This is a genomic window from Peribacillus sp. YIM B13477 (genome assembly GCF_042787955.1).
GTDB classification, from domain to species: Bacteria; Bacillota; Bacilli; order Bacillales; family DSM-1321; genus Peribacillus; species Peribacillus frigoritolerans.
Map to the genome: position 1 here is coordinate 367,874 of NZ_JBHZPD010000003.1, position 15,442 is coordinate 383,315.

General features: G+C 41.2%; 21 protein-coding genes. 8 read left to right on the forward strand and 13 right to left on the reverse strand.

Annotated elements, in window-relative coordinates; translation table 11 throughout:
* The first annotated feature begins 20 nt into the window (after positions 1-20).
* Together ACFX4H_RS13510 and ACFX4H_RS13515 are read left to right on the forward strand one after the other, a co-directional pair.
* On the forward strand, positions 21-143 hold the full coding sequence (locus ACFX4H_RS13510) for a hypothetical protein (protein WP_264639418.1): 123 nt from the start codon (positions 21-23) through the stop codon (positions 141-143).
* Positions 130-780 (forward strand): O-methyltransferase, encoded by a 651-nt coding sequence (locus tag ACFX4H_RS13515; RefSeq protein WP_377435602.1) that lies wholly within the window; start codon positions 130-132, stop codon positions 778-780. Before ACFX4H_RS13510 ends, ACFX4H_RS13515 begins: the two co-directional genes overlap by 14 nt.
* Here the strand turns inward: ACFX4H_RS13515 and ACFX4H_RS13520 are convergent.
* From ACFX4H_RS13520 to ACFX4H_RS13540, 5 genes are all read right to left on the reverse strand, one after another.
* Complete coding sequence (locus ACFX4H_RS13520) at positions 751-1,065, reverse strand: hypothetical protein (protein WP_377435603.1); 315 nt, start codon at positions 1,063-1,065, stop codon at positions 751-753. The two genes, ACFX4H_RS13515 and ACFX4H_RS13520, sit on opposite strands and share 30 nt — an antisense overlap.
* Positions 1,066-1,195: 130 nt before the next feature.
* Entirely contained in the window at positions 1,196-1,351 is a 156-nt protein-coding gene (locus ACFX4H_RS13525) for a DUF1540 domain-containing protein (RefSeq protein WP_065310844.1), read from the reverse strand.
* 144 nt (positions 1,352-1,495) lie between these two features.
* The gene (cstA, locus tag ACFX4H_RS13530) at positions 1,496-3,289 is read right to left on the reverse strand and encodes a carbon starvation protein CstA (RefSeq protein WP_377435604.1); all 1,794 of its coding nucleotides are present in this window, start codon (positions 3,287-3,289) and stop codon (positions 1,496-1,498) included.
* A gap of 141 nt (positions 3,290-3,430) precedes the next feature.
* Positions 3,431-4,177 (reverse strand): LytR/AlgR family response regulator transcription factor, encoded by a 747-nt coding sequence (locus ACFX4H_RS13535; protein ID WP_063590143.1) that lies wholly within the window; start codon positions 4,175-4,177, stop codon positions 3,431-3,433.
* Positions 4,174-5,931, reverse strand: a complete 1,758-nt coding sequence (locus ACFX4H_RS13540; protein ID WP_377435648.1) for a LytS/YhcK type 5TM receptor domain-containing protein — start codon at positions 5,929-5,931, stop codon at positions 4,174-4,176. Before ACFX4H_RS13540 ends, ACFX4H_RS13535 begins: the two co-directional genes overlap by 4 nt.
* A 472-nt stretch (positions 5,932-6,403) precedes the next feature.
* On the opposite strand from ACFX4H_RS13540, the gene ACFX4H_RS13545 reads away from it, so the two are divergent.
* The 4 genes from ACFX4H_RS13545 to ACFX4H_RS13560 all read left to right on the forward strand — a co-directional run bounded on the left by ACFX4H_RS13545 (position 6,404) and on the right by ACFX4H_RS13560 (position 7,495).
* The gene (locus tag ACFX4H_RS13545; RefSeq protein WP_377435605.1) at positions 6,404-6,622 is read left to right on the forward strand and encodes a response regulator transcription factor; all 219 of its coding nucleotides are present in this window, start codon (positions 6,404-6,406) and stop codon (positions 6,620-6,622) included.
* A 34-nt stretch (positions 6,623-6,656) separates the two neighbouring features.
* Complete coding sequence (locus ACFX4H_RS13550; protein ID WP_377435606.1) at positions 6,657-6,863, forward strand: hypothetical protein; 207 nt, start codon at positions 6,657-6,659, stop codon at positions 6,861-6,863.
* An 84-nt stretch (positions 6,864-6,947) separates the two neighbouring features.
* Positions 6,948-7,268 (forward strand): YbjQ family protein, encoded by a 321-nt coding sequence (locus ACFX4H_RS13555; RefSeq protein WP_034304199.1) that lies wholly within the window; start codon positions 6,948-6,950, stop codon positions 7,266-7,268.
* Positions 7,268-7,495 carry a hypothetical protein gene (locus ACFX4H_RS13560; protein ID WP_034304201.1) on the forward strand — a complete coding sequence of 76 codons (228 nt, stop codon included), beginning with the start codon at positions 7,268-7,270 and terminating at the stop codon, positions 7,493-7,495. Before ACFX4H_RS13555 ends, ACFX4H_RS13560 begins: the two co-directional genes overlap by 1 nt.
* Before the next feature lie 64 nt (positions 7,496-7,559).
* Here ACFX4H_RS13560 and ACFX4H_RS13565 read toward each other — a convergent pair whose 3' ends face one another.
* From ACFX4H_RS13565 to ACFX4H_RS13585, 5 genes are all read right to left on the reverse strand, one after another.
* Positions 7,560-8,021 (reverse strand): carboxymuconolactone decarboxylase family protein, encoded by a 462-nt coding sequence (locus ACFX4H_RS13565; protein ID WP_377435607.1) that lies wholly within the window; start codon positions 8,019-8,021, stop codon positions 7,560-7,562.
* An 82-nt stretch (positions 8,022-8,103) separates the two neighbouring features.
* A complete protein-coding gene (locus ACFX4H_RS13570; protein WP_377435608.1) occupies positions 8,104-8,973 on the reverse strand; it encodes an RNA polymerase sigma-70 factor in 870 nt (289 codons plus the stop codon).
* Between the two features lie 232 nt (positions 8,974-9,205).
* Positions 9,206-9,910 carry a hypothetical protein gene (locus tag ACFX4H_RS13575; protein ID WP_377435609.1) on the reverse strand — a complete coding sequence of 235 codons (705 nt, stop codon included), beginning with the start codon at positions 9,908-9,910 and terminating at the stop codon, positions 9,206-9,208.
* Positions 9,911-10,229: 319 nt separating this feature from the next.
* Complete coding sequence (locus ACFX4H_RS13580) at positions 10,230-10,406, reverse strand: hypothetical protein (protein WP_164468801.1); 177 nt, start codon at positions 10,404-10,406, stop codon at positions 10,230-10,232.
* A gap of 384 nt (positions 10,407-10,790) precedes the next feature.
* Positions 10,791-11,687, reverse strand: coding sequence for a LysR family transcriptional regulator (locus ACFX4H_RS13585; RefSeq protein WP_377435610.1), 897 nt, complete (start codon positions 11,685-11,687; stop codon positions 10,791-10,793).
* Between the two features lie 134 nt (positions 11,688-11,821).
* On the opposite strand from ACFX4H_RS13585, the gene ACFX4H_RS13590 reads away from it, so the two are divergent.
* Positions 11,822-12,805: a DMT family transporter gene (locus tag ACFX4H_RS13590; protein WP_328136632.1), complete on the forward strand. Its 984-nt coding sequence runs from the start codon at positions 11,822-11,824 to the stop codon at positions 12,803-12,805.
* A gap of 10 nt (positions 12,806-12,815) precedes the next feature.
* Positions 12,816-12,959 carry a YrzO family protein gene (locus tag ACFX4H_RS13595; RefSeq protein WP_134402094.1) on the forward strand — a complete coding sequence of 48 codons (144 nt, stop codon included), beginning with the start codon at positions 12,816-12,818 and terminating at the stop codon, positions 12,957-12,959.
* A 254-nt stretch (positions 12,960-13,213) separates the two neighbouring features.
* Here ACFX4H_RS13595 and ACFX4H_RS13600 read toward each other — a convergent pair whose 3' ends face one another.
* The 3 genes from ACFX4H_RS13600 to ACFX4H_RS13610 form a co-directional block, all read right to left on the reverse strand.
* Positions 13,214-13,840 (reverse strand): class I SAM-dependent methyltransferase, encoded by a 627-nt coding sequence (locus tag ACFX4H_RS13600; RefSeq protein WP_377435611.1) that lies wholly within the window; start codon positions 13,838-13,840, stop codon positions 13,214-13,216.
* Positions 13,841-13,885: 45 nt separating this feature from the next.
* On the reverse strand, positions 13,886-14,791 hold the full coding sequence (locus tag ACFX4H_RS13605; protein ID WP_084737488.1) for an NAD(P)/FAD-dependent oxidoreductase: 906 nt from the start codon (positions 14,789-14,791) through the stop codon (positions 13,886-13,888).
* 66 nt (positions 14,792-14,857) lie between these two features.
* Positions 14,858-15,271, reverse strand: coding sequence for an Rrf2 family transcriptional regulator (locus ACFX4H_RS13610; protein ID WP_328136629.1), 414 nt, complete (start codon positions 15,269-15,271; stop codon positions 14,858-14,860).
* Positions 15,272-15,442: the final 171 nt, after the last annotated feature.

Genomic DNA, 15,442 nt, shown 5'->3' on the forward strand with positions numbered 1-15,442 from the left:
GTGAATTAAAAGCGATTGATATGTTAATCAACGAATTCATTCAATTATTCGAAATACAAGAAAATGAAGAAGCAGCCGAAAAGGGCAGTGAAGAAAAGGAAACTTCCAATGAGAAAGGAATGGAAATGAATGAAACAAATTAACGGTTATATCGATTCATTATTTTATACTAAAGATGATCTCTTGGAAGAAGTCATTGCGTCCATACAAGAAAACGGTATGCCGTCCATATCGGTATCTCCCTCATCTGGGAAACTTCTTACCATGCTCATATCGATTTCAGGAGCTAAAAATGTGTTGGAAATAGGCGCTCTTGGAGGCTATAGCGGGATCTGCCTTGCCAGGGGTTTCGGCAGCAAAGGTAAATTAACCTCCCTTGAATTACAGGAGGAATACGCAAAATTAGCTTATCGCAATCTATCCAAAGCTGGCTTTGGCGATCAAGTATCCTATATGACCGGAGAAGCCCTGCAAAGCCTTGAAAAACTCGCTCATGATAACAAGAAATTTGATTTCTTCTTTATAGATGCTGACAAGGACAATTATGAAAATTACCTGCAATATTGCATTAAACTCGCAGAACCAGGCGCTTTAATCGTCATGGATAACGTACTTGCAAGGGGCAGTGTCGCAGATCCGGATGCTGAACCTAAACGTCACACTGCCTTCATGAAGGCATTCAATGAAACCGTGGCCAAACATCCTCAACTGGAATCCATGCTAATCCCAATCGGTGACGGGCTGACCCTTTCAAAAGTAATCGATCAAACTCACGAGTAAATAGTGCAAATTCACGAGTAAAATGCCTAAACTCACGAGTAAACTGCCCAAACTCACGAGTAAACTGCTCAAATTCACGAGTAAACTGCCTAAACTCACGAGTAATCTGCTCAACTCACGAGTAAACTGCTCAAACTCACGAGTAAACTGCCTAAATTCACGAGTAAATAGTGCGAATTCACGGGAAAACTGCTCAAACTCACGAGTAAATAGTGCGAATTCACGAGTAAACGGCGAATTCACGATTATATCGATCAAACTTTTGATTTTATCGCTCAAACTCACGATATTGTCACCCAAATATCCTTTTCATGAAGAAAAATAAAATGAATTTCTATATTCTTGAATGAAAATGATTTTTATTATCAATAATAAAATGAAAGAGGGTAACCAGTTGATGGTTACCCCCGATGTTTTAAATTTCTGGATCAAATGTTTTGCAATCCGTTTCTTTGCTATTTGATGCTTGGTTCCCTTTATGGCTGACAACATAAATAGCATCTGCACTGCATTTGTTTCCAGAATCCCAATATTTACAATTATTCACTTCACATAGAACATCTTTTGCCATCTTATCACACCTCCTCATTTGCTATCATTAACAAAGTTGGGGTTATTGATACTTTCCTTTTTCAGGTTTTGGTGCCTTAATTTTAAATGTGGGCGTCATAACGTACAAAAATCCGGGCAGTTTCCGCCCGGATTTTCTGTATGCTCATGCTGATCTTTTCAATAGTTCTGCCTGAGGGATTTTCCAAAGCTCCCGCCATTTTTTAAAGGCGGCAACCAGGATGATCAAGCCCAGGATTAACATGCTGATCGATAATATTCCGTTCAAGATGCTGAATCCTGCTGAGTCAGGGTTCAGGTATACGTTTTTCACCATCCAGTACCCTGCTACATTGACTGTTACATATAAGTAGGCAAGGGGTACGAGGCATGTCCAGATATACCAGCGTTTGTCTGCGATTTTCAGTACGACGGTCGCACCGATTATGAGTCCAATCGAAGCCATGAGCTGGTTGGATACGCCAAAGAGTGCCCAGATTGAACCGATATCCCCAGAGTAAAGCAGGTATCCCCAGATAAAGCAGGCTAATGCGCTGGCGAAGATGTTCCCCGGCAGCCAGTCGACTCGTTTTAATGGTTTATAGAACTCCCCGAAGAAGTCCTGGATTAAGTAACGGGCAACACGTGTCCCTGAATCGATTGCGGTTAATATGAACACCGCCTCGAACATGATGACGAATTGGAAGAAAAACGAAGCCAGTTTGTCAAAGAAGGGTATTTCGGTGAAAATATAGGTCATGCCGACAGCAAGTGTAACTGCCCCGCCTGTCCGTCCCTCCAGATTAATGCCGATTTCTTCACTGAGTTCGTCAAGGTGTACCGTTTCCATACCTAATGTTTGAAATACTTCAGGTGTGGAGTTAATCGCAAAATAATCTCCTGGCTGCAGTGAAACCGCAGCAATCAATGCCATGATGGCAACGACACATTCCACTAGCATCGCTCCGAAACCAACGGATTTGATATCACTCCAACGGTTTAACATTTTTGGAGTTGTACCGGATCCGACAAATGCATGGAATCCTGAAATCGCGCCACAGGCGATGGTGATTGAAATGAATGGCCAAACAGGACCGGCTACAATCGGGCCCCCGCCATTAATGAATTCGGTAAACGCAGGAAACTGGATTTCTGGATTCACTACGAAAACGCCGATAATCAATGCGGCAAATACACCGATTTTCATAAATGTACTCAGGTAATCACGAGGTGCCAGCAGCAGCCAAACAGGCAAGGCGGCAGCGAAGAAAGCATAGATCGGCAAAATGATGGCAAGTGTGCTCGCCTCAAGTGTCAATAAGTCGCCAAGTGCCGTTCCTTGAATGTTCGGCCCAAGTAAAATTGCGGCCATGATGAGCCCGAACCCAACGATGGTCGCCCCTTTCAGGTTGCCGGTTTTTTTATGGTAAAGCCCTACACCCATGGCGATCGGAATGGTGATCCCGACAGCGAACGTCCCCCATGGATTGTTTTCCAGAGCATGCAGAACGACCATTGAAAGTCCTGCCATCGTGATCGTGATGATAAAAAGCATCGCGAGTCCTGTACAGAAGCCTGCTACAGGTCCAAGTTCTTCTTTCGCAACTTCCGAAAGGGATTTGCCGTCTTTACGCATCGACGCGAAAAGCACGACGGCATCATGGACGGCTCCGCCGATTACAGCCCCGATCAGTAGCCATAATAAACTTGGCAAATACCCGAATTGTGCAGCAAGGATCGGTCCCACCAAAGGACCAGCCGCTGCAATGGCTGCAAAATGGTGGCCGAATGCCACCCATTTATTTGTTGGAACATAATCTTTTCCATCTTCTAATTTATGGGCCGGTGTCGGCTTGGAATCATCAAGTTTTAATACTTTGAGTGCTATGAATGTCCCGTATAAACGGTAGGCAATCATTAATATACAAATGGAGCCTATGACAATTGTAACCGCATTCATATTTGAACCCCCTCTATTACTTACATCGTAAAAAAATGATATCACAATGAAAGCGAATTCAATGGGTTTTCAAGTTACAATGCAGATATCGAGGGATGGACTGCATTATGATGAAGCTAAAATGCAGAATTATGAAAATTTTTAAAAGCCGATCAGCTGCTTTAGCTCCTTCACATACGTCCGGCTTACCGGGATGTTTGATCCGTCACTCATTATGAGATTGTAAGTCGAGTTGAACCAAGGCTGTATTTCGGATATATGGATGACATTCACGATAAAACTGCGATGCACCCGTAAAAATGAGCGCTTATCGAGCTTCTTTTCAAGCACGATGAGAGGGTCGCCGATTTTATATTCATTTTTCCCGGTTTTAATGACCGTCTTCCCTTCCACGAGACCTATGAAAAAAATATGATCCCGGTCGATCAAAACGATCCGATCATCTATTTCTACAGCCAATTTACCTGTCTGTTCCACTGCCATTCGGCTGGCGGGAGCTGCTGTTCCGGATTCGTCTTTCCCGATTTGACGCTGCTTCATGAGCTTATCCAATGTTTGACGTATCCTTTTTTCATTAAAGGGCTTTAATAAATAATCAAATGCATATAACTCGAAGGCTTGGAGGGCAAACTCATCATAAGCGGTCGCAAAAATGAGCGAAGGTGCGGGGTCAAGTTCCGCCAACTGCTTAGCCAACTGCAAACCATTGCCATCTGCTAGCTCAATGTCCAAAAAGACAAGTTCAGGTTTAAGGCGGGAGATATCCCTCATGGCATCTTCTATCCCCTCGGCCTCACCCACGACTTCAACTTGCCTGCTTCTCTTCAATAGATATTTCAATTCATCTCTAGCCAGTGGTTCATCCTCTACGATAAATGCTTTCATCATCGTTGCCATACTCCTTTCTCGTTGAGTGGTATTGATATGTTCACTTTGGTTCCGTGTCCCGCTTCACTTTCGATCGAGAGGCTGGCCTGACCTTTATAGATCCCTTCCAGCCGTTCACTGATATTATGAAGGGCCGTTCCTGTTCCCTTAGCCGATTCTACAGCATGCTTGCCCAATTCATCTATTCTCCCGCCCGGAATCCCTTTTCCGTCATCCTCGACAACAATGTGCATCGCATCGTCTTTAAAGTATGCGCGGATGATGATTTGACCTTTGTTTTTCACATGTGGAAATGCATGGTGTACCGCATTCTCAACAAGTGGCTGCAATGTGAATGGAGGGATGAGAACTTCCTTAAGCCTTGGCTCAATGCGATAATCGATATCATATTTATCTGGAAAACGTGCCTGCTCCAGAGATAAATATGCGTTAACATGCTCTAATTCCTTTTCTAGCGGCACCAGTATTTGTCGGGCCCCTTGTAAATTAGAGCGAAAGAAGGCACTGAGCTCCTGCAATAAACTTCTTGCCTTCTCGACATCCGTCCGGCATAGAACGGATATCGTATTGATTGCATTGAATAAAAAATGAGGATGGACCTGTGCCTGCAAGGCCTTAATTTCAGCATCTTTCAATAATTTCGTTTGCATTTCCGCTTTAGCGAGTTCCAATTGAGTGGAGAATAGTTTGGCCAATCCTTCAGCTAACTCTTGTTCCACTTGGCTTAATTTATCCGGATGCTTGAAATACATTTTCAAAGTCCCGACCGTTTTCTGTTGGACCTGCAACGGCAGGACTACGGCCGCTTGCAATGGACATTGATCATGAAAGCAATAAATGTCCTTTTTTGTTTTGGCCACGATGATTTTCCCTTGTTCAAGGGCTTGTTTCGTTAAGCCTGTTGCTATCCCCACCTTAGGGACATGGTGATCTGACGCGGCTCCAACATGGGCAAGCACGCTATGTTCATTGGTAATGGCCACGGCGTCGGCTTCAGTCAGCCCCAAGATGATTTGGGCTATTCTCTTGCATGAAATTTGATTCAGGCCTTGCCGGAAAAAGGGCAAAGTCTGATCCGCAATCAGGAACGCAAGATTGGTTTGTACGGCCCGAGTCCGGTCTTCGTCCCTTGTGATCGACTGAATGATGAGCATGAAAAGTAAAGTCCCGAATCCATTGATGATGATCATGGGAATCCCGATTACTTGTACAAGCTCCCACGCCCTTTCAAAGGGTTTGGCCGTCACCAGGATGATGCCCATTTGAATCGCTTCCAATGCCATGCAAATGGGCAGGGCAAACCAAGGGGTGATCGTCCCGTGCTTTCGCCGACTTTTCCCCAAAAGACCCGATAAAACCCCAGCCAAAATCGCAGCGATCGCACAAGCCCCCGCCGTAAAGCCTCCGAGAAAATAACGGTGAAGCCCCGCAATCAAACCTACTCCCAACCCAACAAAAGGTCCTCCCAGCAGACCGCCGATAGCCACTCCCATAATTCTTGTGTTGGCAATCGCGTTATCGGGATCAATCTCAGCATGCCAATCACCCTCCGGCATGGCATGGTTTCCGATTTCGATCCCTGTATAGTTACTTATGATGCCGAATGTTCCAAAAAGTGCGATAAACAAGATTTTCTTCGACATTTCATGTTCATGGCCTATCATTTGCCGAAAGGGTTTCATATAAGAAAGCAGGAAGGCAGCAATCACGATGATCCCCACTTTTTCAAACAGCGACGGTAATAAATCAACCAAAGCATTCACCCCATTTCTGGCTTTTTCATTCATCTTACACCAGCCATGAAATCCTTGTCGAATTTTGTTTTTACGATTTCAAGAACATGGAAAAAATGAGGGACCATATCGGAGAAAAAGCTAGATTATGATTCAATCTAAAAAAAAGCCTATAAATACCAAGGCTTTTTCAATAGAAAGAAATCATTTTATCCGGGTCATTTTCAAGGAATCGGACAACTGACGAGAGTAGTTATTATATAGGAAATCCAGGCATCCTGCTTTGCCAAATTGACAAGCAGCGCAGGTACATTAAGTATAGAACCTCCTATCGTAAATATGATGATAGTGAAAATTTCAAAATGATTTCTGAAATGCTCGCTAATCAAATCTCCTACGAGTTACATGTCTACCGTGAGAAATTATTAATTGAAGAAATAATAAAAACAGATAGATCATCTTTATTCACCAGGGACCGCAACATAAAGTTGATTTGCGGATCATCCAGAATATAATGCAAGGGCTCAAAGATAAAGAAATAGCTGATAATCTGCATATTATCGTTTCTACAGTTCGTAACCATATAAATAAACTGTTTGAAGAATTAGACGTGGCCTCCAGATCACAATTAATCAGCTTGCATTATGAAAATAAATTGCATGAAATTCTTCATGAAGTGAAGATGGAAAACCGCAATTTAAAGTACTTTTAGAAATAAAAAGCGAAATTCATTTTGAAGGTATGCAATGAGCATCATGAATCTACACATATATAACAATCAAAAAACAGCAGTAAAAACACAGATGAATTTAATCCCATTTCTTTTCTGCGAAATGGGATTTTTTATGCTTACCCGAAATATGCTATCCATTGTTAAGATGGATAAAGTTTATATTATGGTAAAATTTAAAGGAATGATTATTGCGCTTAAAGTACCTAAAGGGAATATTTAAACTTCATGTGAACTTGGATCATTTGTTCATGCTTTCAGTTCAGGAAAATTTCATAATAAAGTAAATAAGTCGGAGGCGATTAATGTGTTGGTAGTTACCACAGAAAAAATTGAAGGATACAAAATTGTTGAGGTAAAAGGGCCTGCCTTCGGTCTAATTGTAAGAAGCAGAGGGATTGGCGGCGATATCATGGCAGGGTTAAAGTCCCTGGTAGGCGGAGAGATCAAGCAATATACAGCGATGCTTGAAGATTCAAGAAAAGAAGCTATGGACCGTATGATAAAAAATGCCAATGAAATGGGTGCAAACGCAATTATAATGATGAGATATGATTCTGGGGAAATCGGTACGAATATGAGCGAAATCGTTGCATATGGAACTGCCGTCATTGTGGAGAAAATATAATGAAATTCATCATAGGGTACTATATATTACAAATTATTATAGTTATCTTATGCATTTTACTTGGATACTTTATCTATGATAAACGGTTTAAACGCAATCACGGTGTAAAAGTTCCTGATGGATTTCAATCGACAGATGAAATAAATATAGACCCCGTGACAGGAGAAAAAACAAGGGTATATTATAATCCTGATACGGGTGAACGCTTTTATAAAAAAGAAAAATAATTTAAAAGCCACGTTTTTATAATTAAAACCCCTTGTAATCATACAAGGGGTTTTGATAACGACATTATTTTTCAATTACAGGCTTATAGTGCCCTGGTATGTTTTGGGCTGAAATGGCCAATCGGTTCCAGCCGTTGATGGTGATGATTATGGTAACGAGATCGATATATTGTTTTTCATCAAAATGAAGGCGGACCCTCTCATACAGTTCATCAGGTACACCGTTTGCAGAAATGGCCGTGACCGCTTCCGTCAATTCCAGCGCTGCCCTTTCCGAATCAGAATAGAATGGTGTTTCACGCCAAGCACTCAAACAGTAAATTCTTTGTTCCGTTTCACCCATTGCCCGGGCATCCTTTGTGTGCATATCCAAGCAGTACGCACAGCCATTGATTTGGGAAGCGCGAATTTTAATCAATTCGATTAATGTGCTATCGATTTCCGTTGTTTTCTTGTACTCCTCCAAACCCATCATTAATTTGACCACTTCACGATTTGTCTTCATGTAGTTAATCCGTTGTTCCATGTCTATCTCCTCCATAATCTTTTTAGGTTCCACTTATAAGACAAAATAGAGGTTTGATTTGTGACATTCAAAAAAAGACCCCTCAATCTATAACAGGAATATGATTTAATTTATCGGGATTGGTGACAATGAAGATTTTGCGGATATTTTTTTGTTTTGGATCTAATTCAAAGCAGATGACTTTGATAGGCTTTCCTTCTTTCATTTGCAAAATTCCCTCCTGGCCATTGACCATCACCGGAAGAAGTTCTCCTATGAAGCCTCCTTTAGCGGAAACGCCTTTAAGAAAGGCGGATACGCGCTGTCTGGTTACAATTGGGTTTAATGCAGAAAGCACTTTTCCTCCGCCGTCAGTAACAAGGACAACATCTTCTGTAAGAAGGTCCAAAAACTCCTCAAAGTTTCCTGTCGCAGATGCTTTTATGAATTTTTTTGCCAAAAGATCGACATGTTTCGTATCCTCCGGATGGACGGGCCTATCATTCTGTAATTTCCGCTTCGCCCGGCTGTAGATCTTTCTGCAGTTCACTTCATTCTTTTCCAGCATCTCGGCGATATCTTCATAGCTGTAAGTGAATGCTTCCCTAAGCACGAAAACCGCTCTTTCAACAGGTGAAAGCTGTTCCAGCAAAACGAGGAAGGCATATGCAACCGTTTCATCCGTTACGACCTTATCTAGAGGCTGATCTGTTTCGTTTACCAGAGGTTCTGGCAGCCAAGGACCTGTGTAAACCTCTCTTCTCTTACGGGCTGACTTTAAAAAATTCAGACAGCGATTTGTCGTCATTTTCGCAAGATATGCTTTCATGTCCTTAATTTCGTCAGTATCAAGCTTAAGCTGCAGGAATAAATCATGAACGATATCTTCTGCATCGGTAACCGATCCGAGCATCCGGTATGCGATGGAAAAAAGAAAAGGTCGATATGTCTTATATAATGTATCCAACTCCACTTGCTTCACCTATTTTCTATCAAATTCGTTTTTCGAAAACCTATCACTAATTATTCTCTAACCCAATCATTTATCCTTCAGCATTCCATCTTATAATTCAAACAACCTAAAAAGAGCAGCAAAAAAGCTGCTCTCGGACTGTAGACAAACTAGCTCCCTACCGTTCAACAGTATTCCTTACCGGACAAAGATCTCTGTTAAAATGGCGTACCCAATTTCGGATACTCATTGATCAAGTTGCTTCATACCATACGATATCATCAAACATTTTTACAACCCGCGGTATGAAGCCTTCTTCATAATCTTCCGGGTATTGAACGATCGCATAGTAAACGCGGCCGCCATGCTGAAAAACGGACACTGTACCCAATATGGAGTAATTACTGCCATTCTGACTAATGTCAAATTCCACCTCAGACCAATCAAATCGGTTAGGCGAATTATCAGATCGCTGTTTTATCTCAAAGCCATTGCTTATCACAACTTCCCTCGCAAACTCCTTCTTTTCTTCTATTGTCGCATTCGCACCCTCACTTTTGGAAAAAATCTGAACTTTGGCATCCTCATTTCTCTTGCCTGCAAAATTTGCAAAAACAATCATTGCATCTCCTTCACCAGAACTAGCCTCTTCAACGACCATATCATCCACGATGTAGGTTGAGAATCCCAATGCCTGACTATGATGAAGCGTGAATTGGAATGGTTCTTCCATACCTTCCAATATGAGCATATCCGTTTTCGTATTTGGCAGACCTTTTGTCGGATCTTCAACCGATTCACCTGAAGGATCATCATCTTGCCCGTCGGTTTGCTTAGGATTATCATTTGGCTTTTCTGAAATTGGCGGAGATTCCTCATTTCCCTCCTGGACTCCTTTACAAGCACTAACTCCTGTTACCAAAAAAACGGCTGCCAAAATCAACAATATCTTTTTCATTGGAACCCTCTTTTCTTGTGTTTTAACAAATTATTATACGGTCCCATACGGAAAAAAGTTACACTACGCTTCATTGAAATATCAGACTTTATCGACTAAAAAAGATCGATACTCCACTCGTTCCGAAAAAGAAAATATGAGATTGATTCACTTTGATGCGTCTATATCTTTATTTAACTAAACCATTCAATAGATAGTTTGAGTAGGAGCGCTTGAATGTATGATAATGTAAAGGGTCGCACGTTCAAAAGGCCGCCAATTGGCGGCCTTCATAACTTCCCTTGCCTTATATGTACTAATTGAAAAATATATGTTTTGGTTAAGATCCAATGCTATGTTCTACTGCAGTATCCCAATTAGGAAAATAATACAATGCATTCTTCATTAACTCCGGATCTGACTTCTTTACCTCTTTCTTGCGAGGTAGCTTCCCTTCTTTTTCTACTAAGTCGGAAATTTGATTCACGACTTCTTCAACACTCATATTTACTTCCATCTCTGTTCCCTCCTTCTTGTTCTTATTTATATTTTTTCCCAATTAAAGAAAAGTAATACAATTTTTCTTAAACTAAACTACCAGTTTCGTTTAAGAAGGTTACTTGAATGTATGGATAATTGAAAGGATCCTACAAACAAAAAGCCAACGAAATCGTCGGCTTTTTGTCTAAATAATTCCCAAAATACTTTCTAGAAGTAACATGATCAATAAACGACAAGCATAAGGAACCGAAGCAATAATAAATGCCATACCATGCTATATCGCTGTCCCAGTTTCGCCATGTTTTTTATGTTTTACTTTTTATGAATAGTTTCGCAGCCTAAAATAATCGGTTTCAACGATCCTCTATCATTCTATGCAAAGCGATTTGCTGCTCACCCTTCATATCAGCTCAGGAGCTGTTTCTGGATTTTGCTTGAATCGGTCTTCATGATGAGCTTCAATCGTGTGCAGAAAGCTTTTCATGGAGTTTGTCATATAAGCATCTTTACGGTGAATGAAGAATGTCGAGATATTGCGGTATTCTTCCGGAATTGGATGCACGTGGACTTTTTCATTGGCTGTTAGGTGATTTACCGCCGATTGTGGTACGAGGGTAATGCCAAGGCCGAGTGTTACGCTGGTTAGGATCGTTTCCAATACATTGAACTCCATGATCCTTTTGGGCATCACCTCTTCTTCCCTCAGCCATTGTTCCAGTTTGGAGCGATAGCCACACCCCTGACTGAATACTAAAAATGGTTCTGTTATGATTTCTTCAAGGTTAAATGTTTCATTTCTTGTAACTAATACAAGTTTTTCTGTACAGACATCGTATGGCTGAATGAGCGGATGTTTGATCGGTCCTGTAACAAAAGCTCCATCCAGCCTGTGTTCAATGACATCTTTGATTAAGTCTTCCGTTAACCCCGCCTTAATGGATAAATCGACATTGGGATACTGTTTATGATAGGAGGCTAGAATCTTGGGAAGATCGCTGACCGTTTCAACTGTACCTATGTTCAATATCCCTGTAGGTGTTTCACTATCCAGGAATACTTGCTTGAGTTCTTCTACATCAAGCAAAATTTTGTTTACATACTCCAGCATCTTTCTGGCCTCCGCAGTTAGTGACATGCCACGTTTATGCCTATTGAATAAAGGCGTCCGTAACTCCTGCTCTAAATGCTTAATCCTCGCCGTTACATTGGATTGGACGTAATTCAACTCAACAGCCGCCTTACTTACACTGCCATATTTAGCGACGCACTGGAATATTTGCAAATCCCTCATTTCCACAAAAGTGCCCCCCTTTCTCAACTATCATTAATAATGATGATTATATTCATTTTAAGTCATTTTACATGATAATGACTTTATCATAAGGTGTGTATAGGAATTAAATCAATCATTATTTTTGAGGGGAAGCTTTTATGAAAAAAAATCAAGTTTTAATCGGTGCACTTTTATGTTTGACTGCCAGCATTTCTTGGGGAGCGATGTTTCCAGTTGCAGAAAGGGCCTTAATGTATATTGATCCTTTTTATTTCGCTTTTTTGCGATATTTAGCTGTTAGCGTCATTTTAGGGATATTGCTTTTAATGAAAGAGGGTAAGAAGTCTTTTAGCCTGGAAGGACAAGGAAAGAAATTATTGTTTTTTGGAACGATGGCTTTCACTGTCTACAACTTTCTCATTTTCGCAGGTCAAGACTTACTGGGGCATAACGGGGTGATTGTTGCTTCCATCATGGAATCATTAATGCCCATGATTTCAATTTTAATTCTGTGGGTTTTCAAAAGTGCCAGACCCATGAAGTATACAATCGCCAGCATGTTCCTTGCCTTGATAGGGGCCATTCTTGTCATTACCAATGGCAGCTTATCATTCGTATTTTTATTGAAAGATAGCATCATCCCTATCCTTTTCATTCTTATCGGGGTTATAGGGTGGGTTATTTATACGATGGGCGGCAACCAATTTAACGGATGGTCAACACTTCGCTATTCGACTTTAACGTGCATTTTAGGAACAGCCGTATCAGCCATCATAACATTCCTCGCAACGGCAATGGGCCTGTCCGTCCCTACGGCAGAGGTTATGCAATCCATTTATGGCGAGATGATTTTCATGATTATTTTCCCTGGTGCCATAGCCCTTTTAAGCTGGAATTCAGGCATTAAACTATTAACGCCGATCAATGGAATCCTATTTATCAATTTAGTTCCAATCACCACGTTGGCCATCGTTTTCATCCAAGGACGATCACTATCATCCTACGAATTACTCGGAACTTTTTTAGTGATATATGCTTTGATTCAAAACAATTATTATCAAAGAAAAAACTTGCCTTTCCGGGTTGAGAAAATGAATCCAAGTGAGAAGAAACACTTAATTAAAGGTACACAACATCAATAGGAGGGCAACAATGGATTTACTAACGCTTATGCTAATCCTTGGATTGGCTGTACTTTGGGAATTGGCAACGATTAATAAGAATGTGAAAAAGATGAATGAGCAAAATGCAGAATTGATCAATCTGTATAATGAAAGAAGGAAAAGAATTCAATAAAGTGGACTTTTGGCAATACAACGCAAAAAAGCCTCTCATTTAGAGAGGCTTCAGACTGTAGTGAAACTCGATACAAATCGAGTGTGTCTACAGTTTTTTTTGCATTTTGATGATCGTACTATTCACCAAGCTTAATCGTCGACCCTATATTCAAGCTCAGCCTTCACTTTGTCGGCGGACGAGAGCAAATAGAAAAGAGCATGTGTTGAAAAAATGATTGATCAAAACATGCCCTTTTTATGAATAAAGCCATTCTAGTCTTTTTGACATTTTACCATTATAAATTTAAATGGAGGTTTATTTTCCATATTCTTATGGGGCTCAACAATTTCCGAAAACTCTATCAGTCCATAATTTCCAAATTCTTGTTTAATCGAGTCAGGATCATAAAAAAACATTTTCATCCCTTCCATTATCTCGAAATAGTCTTTACCCAGTTGTTTGCCCTTACCAAACATTGGGGCTTCTTTTGAAATAGTGGTAAAAATCATATATCCGTTTGGCTTTAACTGATTATAGCAATCTTTAATAAACTTATCTCTCTCACGATTATTCAATAAGTGAATAAGGGCATAACAAAATATACCATCATAAAGTTTATTATCAAAAGGCATATCGGTTACTGAACCATGAAAAATATTAAGATTAAGCCCATTTTGCCTTGCCAGTTCAATCGCTGTTTTTGAAACTTCGATACCTGTTACATGTATTCCGTTGTCAGTAAAAACCTGTGCATTTCTGCCATATCCAATACCAGGAATCAATACATCCTTAACTTTCTTTTCAAGGAAAAAATCCTTTGTCAAGATTGCGGAGTCTGAAGGTTCAAATCCCCACATCATTTGATTTTCTATAAAACTTGATTCCCAGATTTCCGTCATACTTCAATCTCCTTTACAAATAGTCTCTTTCTTTAAAAAAGGATTTTATGCCTCCAAAAGAAAGGCAGCTTCAACTAAATCCATGATGACTCCAGCCGCCGCTTTATTGCCCTCCGCCGCCGCAATCACTATCTGAGAAGGCGTGCTGAGTGATGTATCTCCGGATGCATATACCCCTTCAACCGTCGTTCGTCCAAATGAATCCACTTTAATCCCGCCGTTCGGAGTGATCTCGCAGCCGAGCTGTTCCGCAAAAGGAGCGGACTGCACCAAGTCTGTCACCACAATACCTGCCTCCCTTTTGATTTCCTGTCCGTTTTGCAGCCGGATCGATGTCAGCTTCCCTCCTTTCGATTTAAGATCTTCAATCTTTTCTTTCACGACTGTCACGTGCTGCCTAGCCAAGATATCCTTCTCTTCATCAAGCACCTGATAGCCATTTGTAAACACCATTACATCACCGCTCCAGTTTGACAGCAGTTTTCCCATATGAAAAGCCCGTTCATTTTCTGCAATCACCGCCAATGCTTTGCCGCGCATTTCCCAGCCGTCACAAAAAGGACAGCTGAAAACACTCGTTCCGTATACATTCTGTATGCCTGGAATCTCCGGCAAAACATCCCGAAGACCTGTTGCGAGAAGCACTTTTTTCGCCATGTAATCCGTTCCGCCTTTCGTTTGAATCCGGAACACACCACTGGCTTTTTCAATAATCTCCACCCGCTCCTCCTTAATGGAGACGGACGGATATTTCTGGACATCCGTTCTTGCCCGCTTCTTGAACTCTGACGGCTTTACGCCATCCTGTGTGATAAATCCGTGCGACTCCTGCGTCACCCGGTTACGGGGTTTATCCTCATCAAACAAAATTGTTTTCCGTCCAGCACGCCCCATGACCAATGCAGCATTCAGTCCTGCAGGTCCTCCGCCAATAATTACACAATCCAACACATGCAACACCCCTTCTTAATAAAATCTATTAGAGACCCTTAATATCCTTAATTTGTGTAAAAAATTTTATTTTTCTTTTTTTGTCTCCTGACTCTGCTCCGCAATGCTCTGAATGGTCCGTCCAGCAAGTTCTTTCTTCATGTTGCCTTCCGCCTCGATCATCACGCGCTCAATTAAACAATCGCTTTCTTCATGGTCAAACGCACAGTTGAAAAGCACCGACTGACCCTCCACCGCTTCAATAACATCCAGAAACGAAATGTCCTGCGCACGGCGTGAAATACTGTAGCCGCCTTTTGCCCCCGGCACTGATTCAATTAATCCAGCCTTCGCAAGCTTCGTCAAAATCTTCGACAAGTACGTCGGGGACAAATCCTGCATACACGCCAGCTGATCCACGCTTACAGTCTGGCCTTTTGGTTCCATCGTTAAATGCACCATTGTATGTAGTGCATAATTGGTTGCCTTTGAATACTTCATTGATGCACCTCACAATTAAAACTATTACAGACTTTTAATATCCGTAATTGATTGTAACTCAAGCTGCAAAAAACCGCAAACTTTTTCACCTCACCTAACGATGATCATCTGCCGAAATCTTTTCTTGTTATAATTCTAAACCTACACTTTTTAAACAACAGTACGCTGATA